Origin of the sequence: Dolichospermum planctonicum, assembly GCF_005402965.1 — a bacterium.
Classification (GTDB): Bacteria; Cyanobacteriota; Cyanobacteriia; order Cyanobacteriales; family Nostocaceae; genus Dolichospermum; species Dolichospermum planctonicum.
The window spans coordinates 1-13,847 of the sequence record NZ_BJCF01000073.1 but is presented as its reverse complement, the minus strand read 5'-3'; the positions used below and the strand labels follow the sequence as shown (position 1 = coordinate 13,847).

17 protein-coding genes are annotated in these 13,847 nt (G+C 35.7%); 5 read left to right on the top strand and 12 right to left on the bottom strand.

The window, feature by feature from the left end; all coding sequences use genetic code 11:
• Window positions 1-147: 147 nt before the first annotated feature.
• Complete coding sequence (rnhA, locus tag FFO06_RS19700; protein WP_137909549.1) at window positions 148-1,059, bottom strand: ribonuclease HI; 912 nt, start codon at window positions 1,057-1,059, stop codon at window positions 148-150.
• 202 nt (window positions 1,060-1,261) lie between these two features.
• On the opposite strand from rnhA, the gene FFO06_RS19695 reads away from it, so the two are divergent.
• Window positions 1,262-2,170 (top strand): 1-aminocyclopropane-1-carboxylate deaminase/D-cysteine desulfhydrase, encoded by a 909-nt coding sequence (locus FFO06_RS19695; protein ID WP_137909548.1) that lies wholly within the window; start codon window positions 1,262-1,264, stop codon window positions 2,168-2,170.
• 122 nt (window positions 2,171-2,292) lie between these two features.
• On the opposite strand, the gene FFO06_RS19690 is transcribed toward FFO06_RS19695, so the two are convergent.
• The 5 genes from FFO06_RS19690 to FFO06_RS19670 form a co-directional block, all read right to left on the bottom strand.
• Window positions 2,293-2,553: a hypothetical protein gene (locus FFO06_RS19690; protein ID WP_137909547.1), complete on the bottom strand. Its 261-nt coding sequence runs from the start codon at window positions 2,551-2,553 to the stop codon at window positions 2,293-2,295.
• A 70-nt stretch (window positions 2,554-2,623) separates the two neighbouring features.
• Window positions 2,624-3,208, bottom strand: coding sequence for a Uma2 family endonuclease (locus tag FFO06_RS19685; protein ID WP_137909546.1), 585 nt, complete (start codon window positions 3,206-3,208; stop codon window positions 2,624-2,626).
• A gap of 139 nt (window positions 3,209-3,347) precedes the next feature.
• Window positions 3,348-4,004, bottom strand: coding sequence for a DUF3226 domain-containing protein (locus FFO06_RS19680; RefSeq protein WP_137909545.1), 657 nt, complete (start codon window positions 4,002-4,004; stop codon window positions 3,348-3,350).
• A gap of 2 nt (window positions 4,005-4,006) precedes the next feature.
• The gene (locus FFO06_RS19675; RefSeq protein ID WP_137909544.1) at window positions 4,007-5,167 is read right to left on the bottom strand and encodes an AAA family ATPase; all 1,161 of its coding nucleotides are present in this window, start codon (window positions 5,165-5,167) and stop codon (window positions 4,007-4,009) included.
• A 100-nt stretch (window positions 5,168-5,267) separates the two neighbouring features.
• Entirely contained in the window at window positions 5,268-5,849 is a 582-nt protein-coding gene (locus FFO06_RS19670; RefSeq protein ID WP_137909543.1) for a hypothetical protein, read from the bottom strand.
• 264 nt (window positions 5,850-6,113) lie between these two features.
• Between FFO06_RS19670 and FFO06_RS19665 the strand changes: the two genes are divergently transcribed.
• Both FFO06_RS19665 and FFO06_RS19660 read left to right on the top strand, forming a co-directional pair.
• The gene (locus FFO06_RS19665) at window positions 6,114-6,305 is read left to right on the top strand and encodes a type II toxin-antitoxin system HicA family toxin (RefSeq protein ID WP_137909550.1); all 192 of its coding nucleotides are present in this window, start codon (window positions 6,114-6,116) and stop codon (window positions 6,303-6,305) included.
• Window positions 6,305-6,520 carry a type II toxin-antitoxin system HicB family antitoxin gene (locus tag FFO06_RS19660; protein WP_137909542.1) on the top strand — a complete coding sequence of 72 codons (216 nt, stop codon included), beginning with the start codon at window positions 6,305-6,307 and terminating at the stop codon, window positions 6,518-6,520. Before FFO06_RS19665 ends, FFO06_RS19660 begins: the two co-directional genes overlap by 1 nt.
• Window positions 6,521-6,563: 43 nt before the next feature.
• Here FFO06_RS19660 and alaS read toward each other — a convergent pair whose 3' ends face one another.
• The 3 genes from alaS to FFO06_RS19645 all read right to left on the bottom strand — a co-directional run bounded on the left by alaS (window position 6,564) and on the right by FFO06_RS19645 (window position 11,039).
• Window positions 6,564-9,206, bottom strand: a complete 2,643-nt coding sequence (alaS, locus tag FFO06_RS19655) for an alanine--tRNA ligase (RefSeq protein WP_137909541.1) — start codon at window positions 9,204-9,206, stop codon at window positions 6,564-6,566.
• A 304-nt stretch (window positions 9,207-9,510) separates the two neighbouring features.
• On the bottom strand, window positions 9,511-10,323 hold the full coding sequence (locus FFO06_RS19650; protein ID WP_137909540.1) for a Uma2 family endonuclease: 813 nt from the start codon (window positions 10,321-10,323) through the stop codon (window positions 9,511-9,513).
• Between the two features lie 35 nt (window positions 10,324-10,358).
• On the bottom strand, window positions 10,359-11,039 hold the full coding sequence (locus tag FFO06_RS19645; protein WP_137909539.1) for an ATP-dependent Zn protease: 681 nt from the start codon (window positions 11,037-11,039) through the stop codon (window positions 10,359-10,361).
• Window positions 11,040-11,103: 64 nt separating this feature from the next.
• Here FFO06_RS19645 and FFO06_RS19640 point away from each other — a divergent pair, with 64 nt between their 5' ends.
• Window positions 11,104-11,676 carry a Uma2 family endonuclease gene (locus FFO06_RS19640; RefSeq protein ID WP_137909538.1) on the top strand — a complete coding sequence of 191 codons (573 nt, stop codon included), beginning with the start codon at window positions 11,104-11,106 and terminating at the stop codon, window positions 11,674-11,676.
• Between the two features lie 335 nt (window positions 11,677-12,011).
• Window positions 12,012-12,224 (top strand): bluetail domain-containing putative surface protein, encoded by a 213-nt coding sequence (locus FFO06_RS19635; RefSeq protein ID WP_190372289.1) that lies wholly within the window; start codon window positions 12,012-12,014, stop codon window positions 12,222-12,224.
• 138 nt (window positions 12,225-12,362) lie between these two features.
• On the opposite strand, the gene FFO06_RS19630 is transcribed toward FFO06_RS19635, so the two are convergent.
• The 3 genes from FFO06_RS19630 to trxA are packed head-to-tail and all read right to left on the bottom strand — an operon-like array spanning window position 12,363 to window position 13,657.
• A complete protein-coding gene (locus FFO06_RS19630; protein ID WP_137909537.1) occupies window positions 12,363-12,929 on the bottom strand; it encodes a CBS domain-containing protein in 567 nt (188 codons plus the stop codon).
• 11 nt (window positions 12,930-12,940) lie between these two features.
• Window positions 12,941-13,285 carry a hypothetical protein gene (locus tag FFO06_RS22500; RefSeq protein ID WP_306420261.1) on the bottom strand — a complete coding sequence of 115 codons (345 nt, stop codon included), beginning with the start codon at window positions 13,283-13,285 and terminating at the stop codon, window positions 12,941-12,943.
• Between the two features lie 12 nt (window positions 13,286-13,297).
• Complete coding sequence (trxA, locus tag FFO06_RS19620) at window positions 13,298-13,657, bottom strand: thioredoxin (RefSeq protein WP_137909536.1); 360 nt, start codon at window positions 13,655-13,657, stop codon at window positions 13,298-13,300.
• Between the last annotated feature and the right edge of the window lie 190 nt (window positions 13,658-13,847).

Sequence of the window (13,847 nt, the reverse complement as noted above, 5' to 3'; positions counted from 1 at the left end):
GCCTGTTTAACTGTTAACCTCAGCAGCTACAAACTGGCTGCGTATTTGTAGGTGAGATGACCTGAAAATCGTAGTGATTTAACACTTAGTCGGGTAAACTCTGGGCTTTAAAAGCCCCCACTTACCCGAAGGGAAGTGGTGGGTAATTTACTCTACTTCGGTTTCTATTTTGTCTCCACGTTCAAGTTCCCAAAGAATTTGATTACCTTCACGTCTTACCCGTGAAACTATCCAATTTCGCCAGCGCCATTCATCACCTCTGCTAGTAACGGCGCTAGAGTGAACACTCATTAAGTCTGCTAATTCTGAACTGGTGATTAGGTAGCCTTTTTCGGCAATTTCGTCCGCAATACGCAAAGTTTCCACTAAGTTACGAAGTTGTGAAACCCTCATTTCAATGGGTTGTTCGTTGGTTGTAGTCGCGGTTGGAGCGGTAGAAGGTTCCATAATGGTTATATCTGATACAGATGAACTGCTTTCCAGTGTATTTTGATTAATTATTATTGTAGAGTTGATCGGATAATCAGATACTAGTGATTCACTCATTTCACTGATTTTAGGTAAAGTTTCGTAAACAGAGTTGGAGAATAACTGTTGTAGGTTAGGGGTTTTACCATTAGCGAAGCAGCGAGCGATCGCATCACAGCGTTCATTACCAATATTACCAGAATGTCCGCGAACGTGCTGCCATTTTATCAATTGGCTATTAAGTTGATCAAGGGTTTCCAAAAGGTCTTGATTTTGTACAGGATTACCATCTGATTTTTTCCAGCCTTTCCTTTTCCAACCGGGCATCCATTTAGTAATAGAATTAATCAGATATTCACTATCAGTGTACAGGGTAATAGGTTGAGTTTGTCCAGATGATTTAAAAAATTCCAAGGCCGCGATCGCCGCTTGCATTTCCATTTTATTATTAGTGGTATGCTGGAATGAATCACCCATTTCGTGAACTGAACCATCACAGAAATAGATAACTGTACCCCAACCCCCAGGACCGGGATTACCTGTACAAGCACCATCTGTGTATATACTTTGAATTAGGCGTTGATTAGACATGATCAAGAATTGCTATATTATTGATAACGGTACATTAATTTTAACTTGACAACATCAGTGAAACCGCAAATTTGAGCAAATGGGATCATTTCTGCTCAACTGAAAAAAGCAATATTTTCAATATATCAGTGGTGTAGATCAAAAAAGTATTTTACCCAATTGGATTTTGGTAACACATATATTTAATTATCTTATTTTGGAAATGTCGTCAATTTTTTTTACACCACTCATTCAAAAAATTAATATGCCAATTGCTGACAAAGCAGGTGTTAAAATATACATCTTGCGTCTTGATCTGATGCACCCCCAAATTAACGGTAATAAATGGTTTAAGCTAAAATATAACCTTGTCGAAGCTAAACAGAGAAATTTATCCACAATTCTGACTTTTGGTGGTGCTTATTCTAATCATATTTATGCTACCGCAGCCGCAGGAAATATATTTGGTTTCCGCACTATTGGAGTAATTCGTGGAGAAGAAAATATCCCTTTAAATCCTACTTTACAATTTGCAGTTACACAAGGTATGGAATTAGTATATATTGATCGTCAGACATATAAACAACGCCATACAGAGGAATTACAAAACCAATTAAAACAGCGATTTGGGAAAGTATTTATTATTCCTGAAGGTGGTTGTAATTTAAACGGTATGCGTGGTTGTATAGAGATATTAGAGACAATTAAAGAATTTAATACTGTTTGTTTAGCTTGTGGTACAGGAACAACATTAGCAGGGATAACACTATCATTAAATCAACCACAAAAAGTGATTGGTTTTCCTATTTTAAAAGGTGGTGATTTTCTCAATCAAGATATTAATAATTTACTCAGAAATTATCTAAATTCTGACTTACCCGCACCTGTCAATTCTCCCGCACCTTGGGAATTAATTTGTAATTATCATTTTGGTGGTTATGCTCAAGTAAAAGATGAATTAAAACTATTTTGTGATAATTTTGAACAACAACATCACATACCTTTAGACTATATATATACCGGAAAAATGTTTTATGGAGTTATGGATTTAATCAAAGAAGGTTTTTTCAAGTCCGAATCTTTACTATTAATACATACAGGAGGTTTACAAGGTAATAGCGGATTTAGATAATTTTTATAGATAATTTTTATAGATAATTTTTATAGATAATTTTTATAGATAATTTTTATAGATAATTTTTCATCCCTGATTTTCTCAAAATGCAGGGATTGAAGATTGATGATTTTCACTAATTAGGCTTGTAAATTTGCTTGTTGTTGTAACCAAGAATCTACAGGTTGTCCGTCCTTACGTTTGAGTTCTATTTCTATGACCATGACTTCTTGAGAACCGGGAGGTGCGGGTTTTTTGTGGAAGATAACCTCATAATCTAAAGGATTGTGATTATGTTCTTTTAACCAATCTTGGACTTTAGTAAGTGCAAAAAATGATTGTCCTTGGGCGAACATTTGGGTAATTTGCATTTGTAATCTATAGGGATTAATGCGACTCATTTTTATTGACTCCTTTGATATTTATAATTATGATGATCTCACGCAGAGGCGCAGATTGAGGTTTTTATTTTTATTCTTGTATGTTGAAATCTACTTTATCATAAATATCTGATAATATCATTTGACAGGAAATAGAGGCTAGATTTAAGTTGATATTTCCATCTGTAAATTCGGAAAATATCCATTGATTATTATCGGTTTTACAATATTGTTCAATGTGCATTGTGTACTGGTCGATTAAAATATATTCTTGTAAGGTGGTAATTGTCCGATAAGCTGCAAATTTTTCATCTCTATCATAGCCTTTAGTAGATTTTGATAAGACTTCGGCAATCATTACAGGATTTACTAAAGTGTCGGTTCTTCCTTCTTCATACTCTAAGGGAGTTTTCACGACCATAATATCAGGATAGGTATGAATTTTTCTGCTGGGAATCCAAAGACGTTGATCCGTGACAAAGACTTGATAAGGTTGACGTTTAAGAAGATAATTGAGTGTACCACTGAAATTAAGTGCAAGTTGGTTGTGATTGGGTGTTCCACCTGTCTTATGTATAATTAATCCGTTGATATATTCGTGACGTATTTCTGAGTTTACCTCTAATTCTAGGTATTCTTGGGGTGAATAGTAGGGTGTTTCTTGTGCGAGGGTCATAATTTTAATTTATAGGTTTTATCGGTTGTCAATGTAGGCGATCGCTTCTACTTGCTCAACTAAGTTATAATTATAGTCTAGCAGTTTGTTTGATTTGACAAAAAATTTATGGTGATATTTTTGTCTTTAAATTTTGAAATTACAAATCGTACAAATCCTTAAACCAATTAATAAAACCCTGCACCTTGGGAGTCTGCGGATTTAAAATATTATACTTGATGGCTTGATGTATTTGTCTACCTGGTTCATCTTGCCATGCTAACCAGGTATAAATTTCCGCTTTATCAATATAAGATTCTTTGAATGTTGCACCTTTATTTTTTGCTTCTCTTGCTACATCCTGTGCATATTGCCAAATATATTCTCCCTGTTCTGGAATCATATAACCTAAAAATGTTTCTAACATCCCTTCGATAATATTATCTGGCATAATCCAAACACCAATTTTCTTATCATCTTGTGTATTAATAATTAATCCTGTTTCTGGTATTTGTTCAGGAAGATGAGAAATACTTTCAATTTGCAAACAAGCATTTCTGATACTTTGCCAACGTAAAGACGCATTATCATCTGCATCTACCATTAAACCTAAATGTGTACATCTTCCAGTTTGTAATTCTGTATATATCAGGTCATAAGTAATATTTTCATAACCTCCACATTCTTGAATTGATATAATTGCTTCCTCTTTTTTCGCTCCCCAATAAATTCCATTTTTTTCAATTAATTCTGGTATGACTCGTAAATCATCTTGACCTTCAACTAATAGCCTTTTGGGGTGATAATGTTTTGCCATTGCTAACGTACCTCTAATTCTCTTTCAGCAGCAATAACAATTTGTGCTTCATTAAAAACTATACTTTTTTCTTTACCTTTTTCAATTCTATGAATTCTAATACCATCATTAGTTACATTTTCTTGTTCTGCAATATCAGCTAAACTCTGCCAACAATCACTATTATGTGTAGTGGCAAAAACTTGGACATTTAGTCTTTTCGCTGTATCCCAAATCATTTTCCACATATCAGACATTGCAGTAAAATGAAGTCCAGTATCTATTTCATCTACAAATAAATATCCATCTTTAGCTGATACTATAGCTAGTGCAAGTCCTAATATTCGCCAAATTCCATCTCCCATACTGCCAATAGGTACACGTTGTTTTTTATCACTAAGACGCACAAAAAAACCAGTATGTGAATCAGCAGCAGAACGTAATCTTGCCATCTGAGTAGATTTTTGAACATTTGCTGTAGCAATACGTTCAATTTTTGGATCAATAATTTTCAGAGCTTCTGTTACTAGTTCTTCTTCGGGAGTTAATACAACTGCCTCAAATAATTCTTTCATATTTGTGGTATTTAAAGAAGCAGAATTGACAAATACAGTCCTAGACAATTGATTTTTTTTGTCCCGGCTAGAACGTTTAATATATCTTAAAGATAAGCAATTATTATCTAATAAAGGCAGATTTAAAATTTCTTTAGCTTCATCTTCTATATTCCAAACTACTCTGAAGTTTAGGCTTTTGAGATTACTTGATAACTCGTCAATAAGTTCTCTTTTTACTTCTTCATTTAACTCATTCAACTCTTCTAAATCAGCATCAATATGTAACTTTCGGCTTCCTATATTGACATAAAACTCTTCTTTAACATTGTCGTTAATTCCTGAAATAGAAAACTGACTATCTATATCAAATTGATGATCATAAAATAAATGACAAATATCAAGTTCGCGTTCTTCTCTTGGATCATCACTCCAAAAATACTCACCTCGGTTAATCATTATTTCGCCGAGTGGTTCAAGATTAGTTCGTGAAGATAAAAGCTGAATAGCTTCTAGTATTGATGTTTTTCCGCTATTATTTTCACCAACCAGTAAGTTAATTCTGCCTAATTGCTGAAGTTCAAAAGACTTGAAACCTCGAAAATTCTCTATTTTTACACTTTTTAACATAGTTTTTTCAATGAAGACAACAGAGAAATAATGATAGTAGAATTATTATAACATTCAGATACCTGATTTCTTTTACAAGTGGGGTATCTAAGGGGATAAATTAGTCTATAGCATCAGCATTAATATCTATATAATCTTCTATTGCTTGTTCCAATAGTTTAGTTTCAACACTAGAAAAGTTAGGAGATGGTAAAAATAAACTAACTAAAGGCTGAAGAACTGGATACTTTGCAACTCCCATGAGAAAACCGATTGCAAATTGAGGAATATGATTTCTCACAAAATTTGTAAACTCTATAAAAACACTGTAAATTTGCTCCCACCAAGTTGGATCTCTCCTAGCTATTTCATTATGAATATTGTCAAGTTCCGTTAGAATATCCTTGCGCTTTAGGTTTAAAAAATCAATACCATCACGAGTTAAAATACCATGTCCATTCCACGTCATTGTGAGATGCTCAACATTATCCAGTATTTTTACAATTTTTCCATAATGTAATTCATTAATTAAAGTCTCCTTAGAATATATATGGGTTTTAAATATCCAAAAACCTTTTTGTTCATAAATCATCCATCTTATCCGTTTTATTTCTCTGTCTATCTTTGTGAATGCTCCTCTAAGAATAGTTTTTTGCTCAAATGAATATTTTTGATATTCATTGATTTTTTGTATTATCATCATGATTAGAGTTCTCCGGTAAGTTTTTTAATACTTATATTGTATCATACTAAATGTAGTAATTTATATGGATTTAATAAAATTTAACACACAACCTCTGTAGTAGGTTGGCGTTGAAAATTGTCGTTATGACAAGGTAACAGGGAACAGACAAGAGGTTTTGGGCAACTTTACTTTTTGTTACATACTTAGGTTTTTCTCTGTCCACCTACTTAGTGCTGTTTCTCTAAACAGAATAAATCACTAATCACGCTATGATAGTAAACAATAAAAGTTAAAGAAGTTCTCAAAATCCTAGAAGAAGATGGTTGGTATATAGATCGCATTAGAGGTAGTCATCGTATCCTCAAAAATGAAAATAAATCAGGTATCGTAGTTGTACCTGGAAAACCAAGTGATGATATTCCCATAGGTACACTTTCATCAATTTGGAAGCAAGCAAAATTAGGAGAAATATAATGATTGAATACACAGTAATTTATGAACGTGGTCAAACAAACTGGGGTGCTTATGTTCCTGACTTACCCGGTTGTGTCAGCATTGGGGATACTTTAGCAGAAGTACAAGAAAATATTAAAGAAGCTATAGAATTGTATTTGGAAGTATTGAAAGAAGATGGAAAACCTATACCCAAACCTTCTACAGAAGTTGGTAAAGTTGCAGTGACAATATAAATTCAAATCCCCGACTTCTATTAAAAAATCGGGGATCTAAATCCTATTTCAACGCTGCTAACAAATCATTTTTCGCTGTTTCTAAAGCCTCCGGTAATTTACTTGCGTCACGTCCCCCAGCTTGCGCGAGATTGGGTTTTCCACCACCTCCACCTCCACAAATTTTCGCTATCGTTCCCACAAATTTCCCCGCTTGGACACCTTTGTGATTCACTTCAGAACTAAAAGCTGCAACGATACTCACTTTTCCGGCTTCGGGAATAGAACCTAAAACCACCGCCCCATTACCGATTTTTTGCAGTAATCTTTCCGCAGCATCTTTTAATGATTCTGGGTCAATATCTGCCATTTGAGCAACAATAATTTTATGTTCTCCTACTATTTCCGCAGTTTGTAATAAGCTGTCAGATTTAACAATTGCTATTTGTGATTTCAGGCTTTGAATTTCTTTTTCATTGTTGCGAAGTTCGGTTTGTAAAGTGGTGATTCTGTCGGGTATTTCTTCGGGTTTGACCTTAAAGCGATCGCACAAATCTTTGACTACTATATCACGCACATTCAAATAATCCAATACCGCCGCCCCAGAAACCGCTTCTATTCTTCTCACCCCGGAAGCAACTCCCGCTTCAGAAATGATTTTAAAAACGCCAATTTCCGCCGTATTATTAACATGAGTTCCCCCACATAATTCCATGGAAACACCTGGGAAATCAATCACGCGCACTTGATCACCGTATTTTTCCCCAAACATGGCCACTGCACCTTTCGCTTTTGCTTCTGCTATGGGCATCTCCTCGATTGTAGCACCATGGGCTTCAGAAATCCAACTATTTACTAATTCTTCAATTTGGATAACTTCCTCACCGGTTAAAGCGCGAGGACAATTAAAATCAAACCGCAATCTATCAAAAGAAACCAAAGAACCAGCTTGAGAAATTCCTTCATCAACAACTTTCTTTAATGCAGCTTGTAATAAATGAGTTGCTGTGTGATTAGCTTGAGCGCGACGACGACAACCCCGATCAATTTGGGCGGTAATATTGTCACTAATCCTAATTGTACCACGTTCAATATATCCAAAATGAATAAAGAAATCAGATTCTTTTTTCACATCTTCAATTCTGACTAAAACACCATCACCACTAATATATCCCTTATCCCCAATTTGTCCCCCAGATTCAGCATAAAAAGGAGTTTTATCGAGAACAATTTGTACTTCTGTTCCTGCTTCTGCTGCTTCTTGGGAAACACCAGCAACTAACAAAACTTCGATTTTTGCAGTAGTTGTTAATTGGGTATAACCAATGAATTGTGTAGAGTGAATATGTTCTGCAAGTTTATCCAAAGAACCTTGTACAGTTAAATCAATAGTTTCGTGTGCTGCTTTTGCTCGTTCTACCTGTTTTTGCATTTCTGCATTAAAACCATCAACATCAACAGTGAGGTTATTTTCGGCTGCGATTTCTTGGGTTAATTCTAAGGGGAAACCGTAGGTATCATAGAGAGTAAAAGCACTTTCCCCACTAATAGAAGTTAATCCTTTTTGTTTGATATCTTGGATAATTTCAGCTAATAGCTTTTCACCTCTATCAAGAGTTTTCAAGAAGTTAACTTCTTCTCTTTGTAATTCGGCTTTAATAGCAGCTTCTCTTTGTCGCAAATTGGGGTAAATTGATTCCGAAAGAGAAATGGCGGTTTCTGCAACTTGGTTAATAAATTCCCCAGCAATTCCTATTAATCGGCCATGTCTAACTACCCGACGAATTAAGCGCCGTAAAACATAACCCCTACCAACATTAGAAGCACGAATTTCATCAGCAATCATGTGAACTACAGCACGCACATGATCACCAATTACCTTTAAGGAAGTTTTGCTATTTTCATCACTTTTGTGATAATCAATTTTAGCAATTTTCGCCGCAGTTTCGATAATTGGGAAAATCAAATCTGTTTCATAATTATTAGGAACTTTTTGCAGGATTTGCGCCATTCTTTCCAAACCCATTCCCGTATCAATATTTTGATTTTGTAACGGCGTTAAATTTCCCGAAGCATCCCGATTATATTGCATAAATACCAAGTTATAAAACTCGATAAAACGCCCATCATCTTCTAAATTAATATGATCATCACCTAATTCCGGGTGAAAATCATAATAAATTTCCGAACAAGGACCACAGGGACCAGTAATACCCGATACCCAGAAATTATCATCAGCACCCATGCGCTTGATGCGTTTTTCTGTAACACCAATAGTATCGCGCCAAATAGCAAAAGCTTCGTCGTCGTCTTCAAACACACTGACAACGAGATTTTCAGGGGAAATCCCAAACACTTGAGTAGATAATTCCCAACCCCAGGCGATCGCTTGTGCTTTAAAATAATCACCAAAGCTAAAATTCCCCAACATCTCAAAAAATGTATGATGGCGTTTAGTGCGTCCCACATTTTCGATATCATTGGTACGAATGCACTTTTGGGAAGTTGTAGCGCGTTTAAATTCCGGTGTCCGTTGTCCCAGAAAAATCGGCTTAAATGGTAACATACCTGCTATAGTCAGCAGCACAGTAGGATCTTCAGGAACAAGGGAAGCACTTGGAAGCGGTTGGTGTTCTCGCTGTGTGTAGAAGTCGAGGAATAATTGACGAATATCGTTACCGCTAAGAAACTGGAGAGTTGAAGACATGAGTGTTTAAGAAATCAAATTTAATTAATTGAGGAAAATCTGCAAAAAGCATCATTACTATTTATAACTTATGACAGCAAAGATGAAAAATATTCAGCTTTCAGCATTTTTTGTCAGAATTTCCCATGACAGATTAGTATAGAAATTACCATCAATTCCTATACTTTAATTATATTTCCAAGGATCTGATGGAGATTGGATATAAAAATATTAGACATCTTGTGAAAATTATCGTAAGGACAATTCATGAATTGTCCCTACAAGAGTTCCAGGTTATGCACATTTAATGACCAAAGATGTCTATTTAATTTATCTCTGGTTCAACACCTAAAGCACGCAATTGTGCAATTAATTTTTCTGTTTTTCGTCTTTCTTGATCTGCGCGTTGTTTTTCTTGATCTGCGCGTTGTTTTTCTTGGTCTGCGCGTTGTTTTTCTTGATTTGCGCGTTGTTTTTCCCATTCTGCGGGAGTTAATACCCAATTACCATTTTTATCATACCAACGCAACCAAGGCATATTGACGTTTTTATAACTTCCTTCCCAAACTCCTAAACCTAATTCTATACTGGGTATCCAGAAGCGGGAATTTGTTAAATTTGCTTCAGTATAGCGATCGCCATTTAACTGAAACATTCTAAACTCAGATTGATAACGATCAAAAATTGCGTAATAAGGTACTCTTAAAATCTGCTCATAAATCTCCCATTTAACAGGGGGTTTTTCCACATCTCGCAATGTTTGACCTAAATCTTCTTTTTCTGTTCCTGGTGATAGCAATTCAACGATAATATAGGGATTAACAGCTTCTTGCCACACTACATAACTTAATCTTAAATCTTGATGATCACCATATAAATATGGTACACCTAAAACCGCAAACCAATCAGGACGTTTATACCACAATGGATGACGAGAATCATAATACAGATTCATGTCACTACCTGTAAATATTTCCTGACTGTGATAATTAGCAGGTGCAAATGTTTCTGATAATAATTGTGGTTGCAATAAATGGAATTGATCTGGCAAACCTTTCTCCTCTGGATCTTCACTCGGTAGATCATACATTGTGGGTAATGTTTCTTTAGGGGAAAGTGGCGGATCTGTTTGATACATTTTTCACTGTCCTCAAGCTATAATTTATATTTCTATTATGCCGCACTCTCACGAATCACCTTTTTACACTCTTCAACATCAACCCCTTTTTTCATTGCTTCCACCAAAGCTTGATAACTTTCCCAATTCTCCTGAATCAGATTTTTAGATTGAAGCAAATGAAAGCGTTGTTTTTGCTGATAAATATGCTCAGAAAGACCAATAACTTGTAAAAATTGCATTAACTTAATTTTATCATCATCACCACCTTGAGGAGCATCAAAGATCAAAGTTTCCGCAGCAATTCCCGCCATTAAAATTGTACAATAGCGCTCTAAAATTTGGGTACTAATTTCACCTTTTTCTATTTGCGTTGTTAACCCTTTATCATCTATTGATACCCCTCCTTGTCCTGGTTGTCCTTGTTTCCAAGCTTCCCATGCACTAAGAGTATAGCCAGTTATGGGAATTTCTAATAAGTGAGCCACGAGAAAATGACCCGCTTCATGATGTAAAATGCGTTCTTTATATTCTGGAGAAAATCGTGCCAGGAAGTCTAAAAATATCGTTCCTCCCTTACCTTGAAAACTGAAATTATCTAAAGTTGCAATTCCTAAAAACGTCACTGTAGCTAAAGCTGGTATTGTGGGAGAAAGATGTATTAACGGTCCTAATAAAGTGGAAAAAGTCATCAGGAAAATAGATATAGCAACGAGATTTATCGCAGTTTGGCTCATGGGAAGTTTTTTTAATATAATAAAATAGAATTATACCTAATTTCTCAGCCATCAAATCAAAATTATGCAATCTCCATTAAGTATTTTTAGTGTTGAACAATACCTAGAAGCTGAAAAATCTAGCGATATTCGCCATGAATATGTGGCGGGACAAGTTTTTGCAATGGCGGGTGCAAGCGAAGAACATAACCTGATAGCTGGTAATATTTACGCTATACTACGTCCCCATTTGCGTGGGAGTTCCTGTCGTGCTTTCGTGTCAGATATGAAAGTAAAAGTTAAAATCAGGAATGCTAATATATTCTACTATCCTGATATTATTGTTACTTGTGATCCTGAAGATAAGGAAAGGTACTTTAAAACTCGTCCTAATTTGATTATAGAAGTTTTATCTAATTCCACAGCAACAATAGACAAACGTGAAAAACGCATTAATTATCAAACTATAGAGAGTCTAAAGGAATATGTTCTAATTTACCAAAATCAAATAAAAGTAGAAGTTTATCGTCAAGATGATCAAGGAAATTGGTCAACGGAAGTATTAGGAAAAGATGATAAATTACATTTAGATTCAGTGAAGTTAACTTTGACAATGGCAGATATTTATGAAGATGTGATAGCGGAATTTAAAAAGTAATTTTGGTTCTAGCTTGCTTTCCTAAAATGGTAGAATAAAACCCAAAATTAAATTTTTACTTCAAAACAATACCTTATCTAAAACACACTAATCTATTAGTTATAAGTATCATCTCTCCTTGCGGTTGATTTGGAAACTACTGGCGACAGCTTGATACCTTTGCGTTAATTAGGACATGGAAATATATACGCTCTCTGCATGGAAAAACCCCCTGAAGAATGTTAAAGTATGTTGTTTAAAGCTGTGGTGAATTCCTCGTAGGGAGCTACCCCCACAATTGTTTTTGATAATTCACCGTTTCCACTGCCCGCAGCGGATTCTCTAATGCCGGATCTGTGACAACACTTGATGCAACCGGAATTGCAGCTAGGTTAACTACTGCTGTGTTTACAGCTAACTCTGCTGCTCAATTTACCTTTGGTAGTCGCAGCTTTGTCGCTATTAACGACGCTACCGCCGGATTTAGTGCCACTACGGATGCCATCATTGAGGTGACAGGTTTAACTGGTACTCTGACAGTTAATAACTTTACCACTGCCCTAGCGTAGCTTCTGGTATCCTTGAGGTAAACCACATTGTAGAGACGTTTCATGAAATGGCGTTGCTGATTTCCGGTATGATAGGCGAAAGGTGCGATTCATCTAGCGATCGCTAATAAATATCATACCCAAATTCAGCAACGCCTATTATTCAATATTCTCCTGAATATTTTCCTTTGCTACTCGTTGATGAGATGCTACTGCTAAAAGTTCCTCTACTATATCCCAAGCAGATGCACATTCACGAGAAGAATCACCTTTGGCTGTACAAGTTGCTCTCGCTTCTTCCCGTGCCACTTCTATTTCATCCTCAATAAAGATGCGTTTAGGATTTTCAAACAAGTCACTTTTTCTGAGAATATCAGTAATAGAAATTATCCCTAATAACTTACCTTTAATTACAGGAGCGCGACGGATATGGGTGTGAGCAAATAAACGAGCTACATACTCTACTCCCAGCTCAGGATTGACGACAATACAAGGTTTGGTCATAATTTCATAAACTCGCACTTGTTTGGAGTCTTTGCCATAGGCAGCAACTTTATAAACAATATCAGTTTCGGTGATCATGCCATAGGGATCATTTTCGGTACGAGGTTCGACAATTAAAGAACGTAAACCTTTAGATTTCATCAAACTTACAGCTTCCGCTACAGTTGCTGAACCACGAATTGTAATTACTTCTGTGGTCATTATATCTTCAGCTTTCATCATGGTTAAAATCCTTAAAGTAATGAGTATGAATCTGTGGAATTTTGATTGGGTAAATGGAAAAATATCGAGCAGAATGAAATAGATTCACTCATCATTAATATTTCTTCTTCACAAACCTCCGGAGAAAGATGAGATGTAGTTAATGGTTTAAAATTGCTTGGTATTCCGGGTGCATAAGCTTCAATTACACTACCATCCAGAGAGCGCATTACCATCAGGTAGTCACAAACTGGACACTCTGTACGGATAATTTGATTCATCAAAGAATGCTTGTGAGCTAGTTTTCCATCAGTTAAAAACTGACGTTTTGCTTCACTACCGCAATTAGGACATGGAAATATATACGCTCTCTGCATGGAAAAACCCCCTCAAGAAGGTGAAAGTATTTTGTTTAAAGCTGTGGTGAATTTCTCATAGGGAACTACCCCCACAACTGTTTCTGATAATTCACCATTCTTGAAAAACATAACTGCGGGAATACTGCGAATACCGTACTTTTTAGCAACGCTTTGATTTTCGCCGTCACCAACATCTAATTTGACCACTTTTACCCGATCTTTGTATTCTTGGGCTAGTTTATCCATTAAAGGAGCAACGATTTTACAAGGTCCGCACCAAGTTGCGGTACAGTCCATCACAAACAATTCTTTCTCCTCTAAAAGCGATTCAAAGTCTGATTTTTGGATATATTGAACAAGAGTTTCATTCGGACTTTCAGAACTAGCCATAAGTTTCTCCAGCAAAAATTAAAATTGGTGATTATCTGGTCGGGAAATGGAAAATGGTCAATGATACAGCACTTCCCGGTGTTATGAGGTACAGTAACAACAATTAGTGAACCAATTTTTTAAATGTTGAGGATTCATCAAATCGAGAGCAACAGAAATAACTTTATCAACTATTTCAGTGGTAGTTGGA

What these genes read in the sequence shown, in the direction of transcription:
- rnhA (WP_137909549.1), bottom strand. Translation starts at nt 1,059, where the DNA reads ATGTCTAATCAACGCCTAATTCAAAGTATATACACAGATGGTGCTTGT.
- FFO06_RS19695 (WP_137909548.1), top strand. Translation starts at nt 1,262, where the DNA reads ATGTCGTCAATTTTTTTTACACCACTCATTCAAAAAATTAATATGCCA.
- FFO06_RS19690 (WP_137909547.1), bottom strand. Translation starts at nt 2,553, where the DNA reads ATGAGTCGCATTAATCCCTATAGATTACAAATGCAAATTACCCAAATG.
- FFO06_RS19685 (WP_137909546.1), bottom strand. Translation starts at nt 3,208, where the DNA reads ATGACCCTCGCACAAGAAACACCCTACTATTCACCCCAAGAATACCTA.
- FFO06_RS19680 (WP_137909545.1), bottom strand. Translation starts at nt 4,004, where the DNA reads ATGGCAAAACATTATCACCCCAAAAGGCTATTAGTTGAAGGTCAAGAT.
- FFO06_RS19675 (WP_137909544.1), bottom strand. Translation starts at nt 5,167, where the DNA reads ATGTTAAAAAGTGTAAAAATAGAGAATTTTCGAGGTTTCAAGTCTTTT.
- FFO06_RS19670 (WP_137909543.1), bottom strand. Translation starts at nt 5,849, where the DNA reads ATGATGATAATACAAAAAATCAATGAATATCAAAAATATTCATTTGAG.
- FFO06_RS19660 (WP_137909542.1), top strand. Translation starts at nt 6,305, where the DNA reads ATGATTGAATACACAGTAATTTATGAACGTGGTCAAACAAACTGGGGT.
- alaS (WP_137909541.1), bottom strand. Translation starts at nt 9,206, where the DNA reads ATGTCTTCAACTCTCCAGTTTCTTAGCGGTAACGATATTCGTCAATTA.
- FFO06_RS19650 (WP_137909540.1), bottom strand. Translation starts at nt 10,323, where the DNA reads ATGTATCAAACAGATCCGCCACTTTCCCCTAAAGAAACATTACCCACA.
- FFO06_RS19645 (WP_137909539.1), bottom strand. Translation starts at nt 11,039, where the DNA reads ATGAGCCAAACTGCGATAAATCTCGTTGCTATATCTATTTTCCTGATG.
- FFO06_RS19640 (WP_137909538.1), top strand. Translation starts at nt 11,104, where the DNA reads ATGCAATCTCCATTAAGTATTTTTAGTGTTGAACAATACCTAGAAGCT.
- FFO06_RS19630 (WP_137909537.1), bottom strand. Translation starts at nt 12,929, where the DNA reads ATGATGAAAGCTGAAGATATAATGACCACAGAAGTAATTACAATTCGT.
- FFO06_RS22500 (WP_306420261.1), bottom strand. Translation starts at nt 13,285, where the DNA reads ATGCAGAGAGCGTATATATTTCCATGTCCTAATTGCGGTAGTGAAGCA.
- trxA (WP_137909536.1), bottom strand. Translation starts at nt 13,657, where the DNA reads ATGGCTAGTTCTGAAAGTCCGAATGAAACTCTTGTTCAATATATCCAA.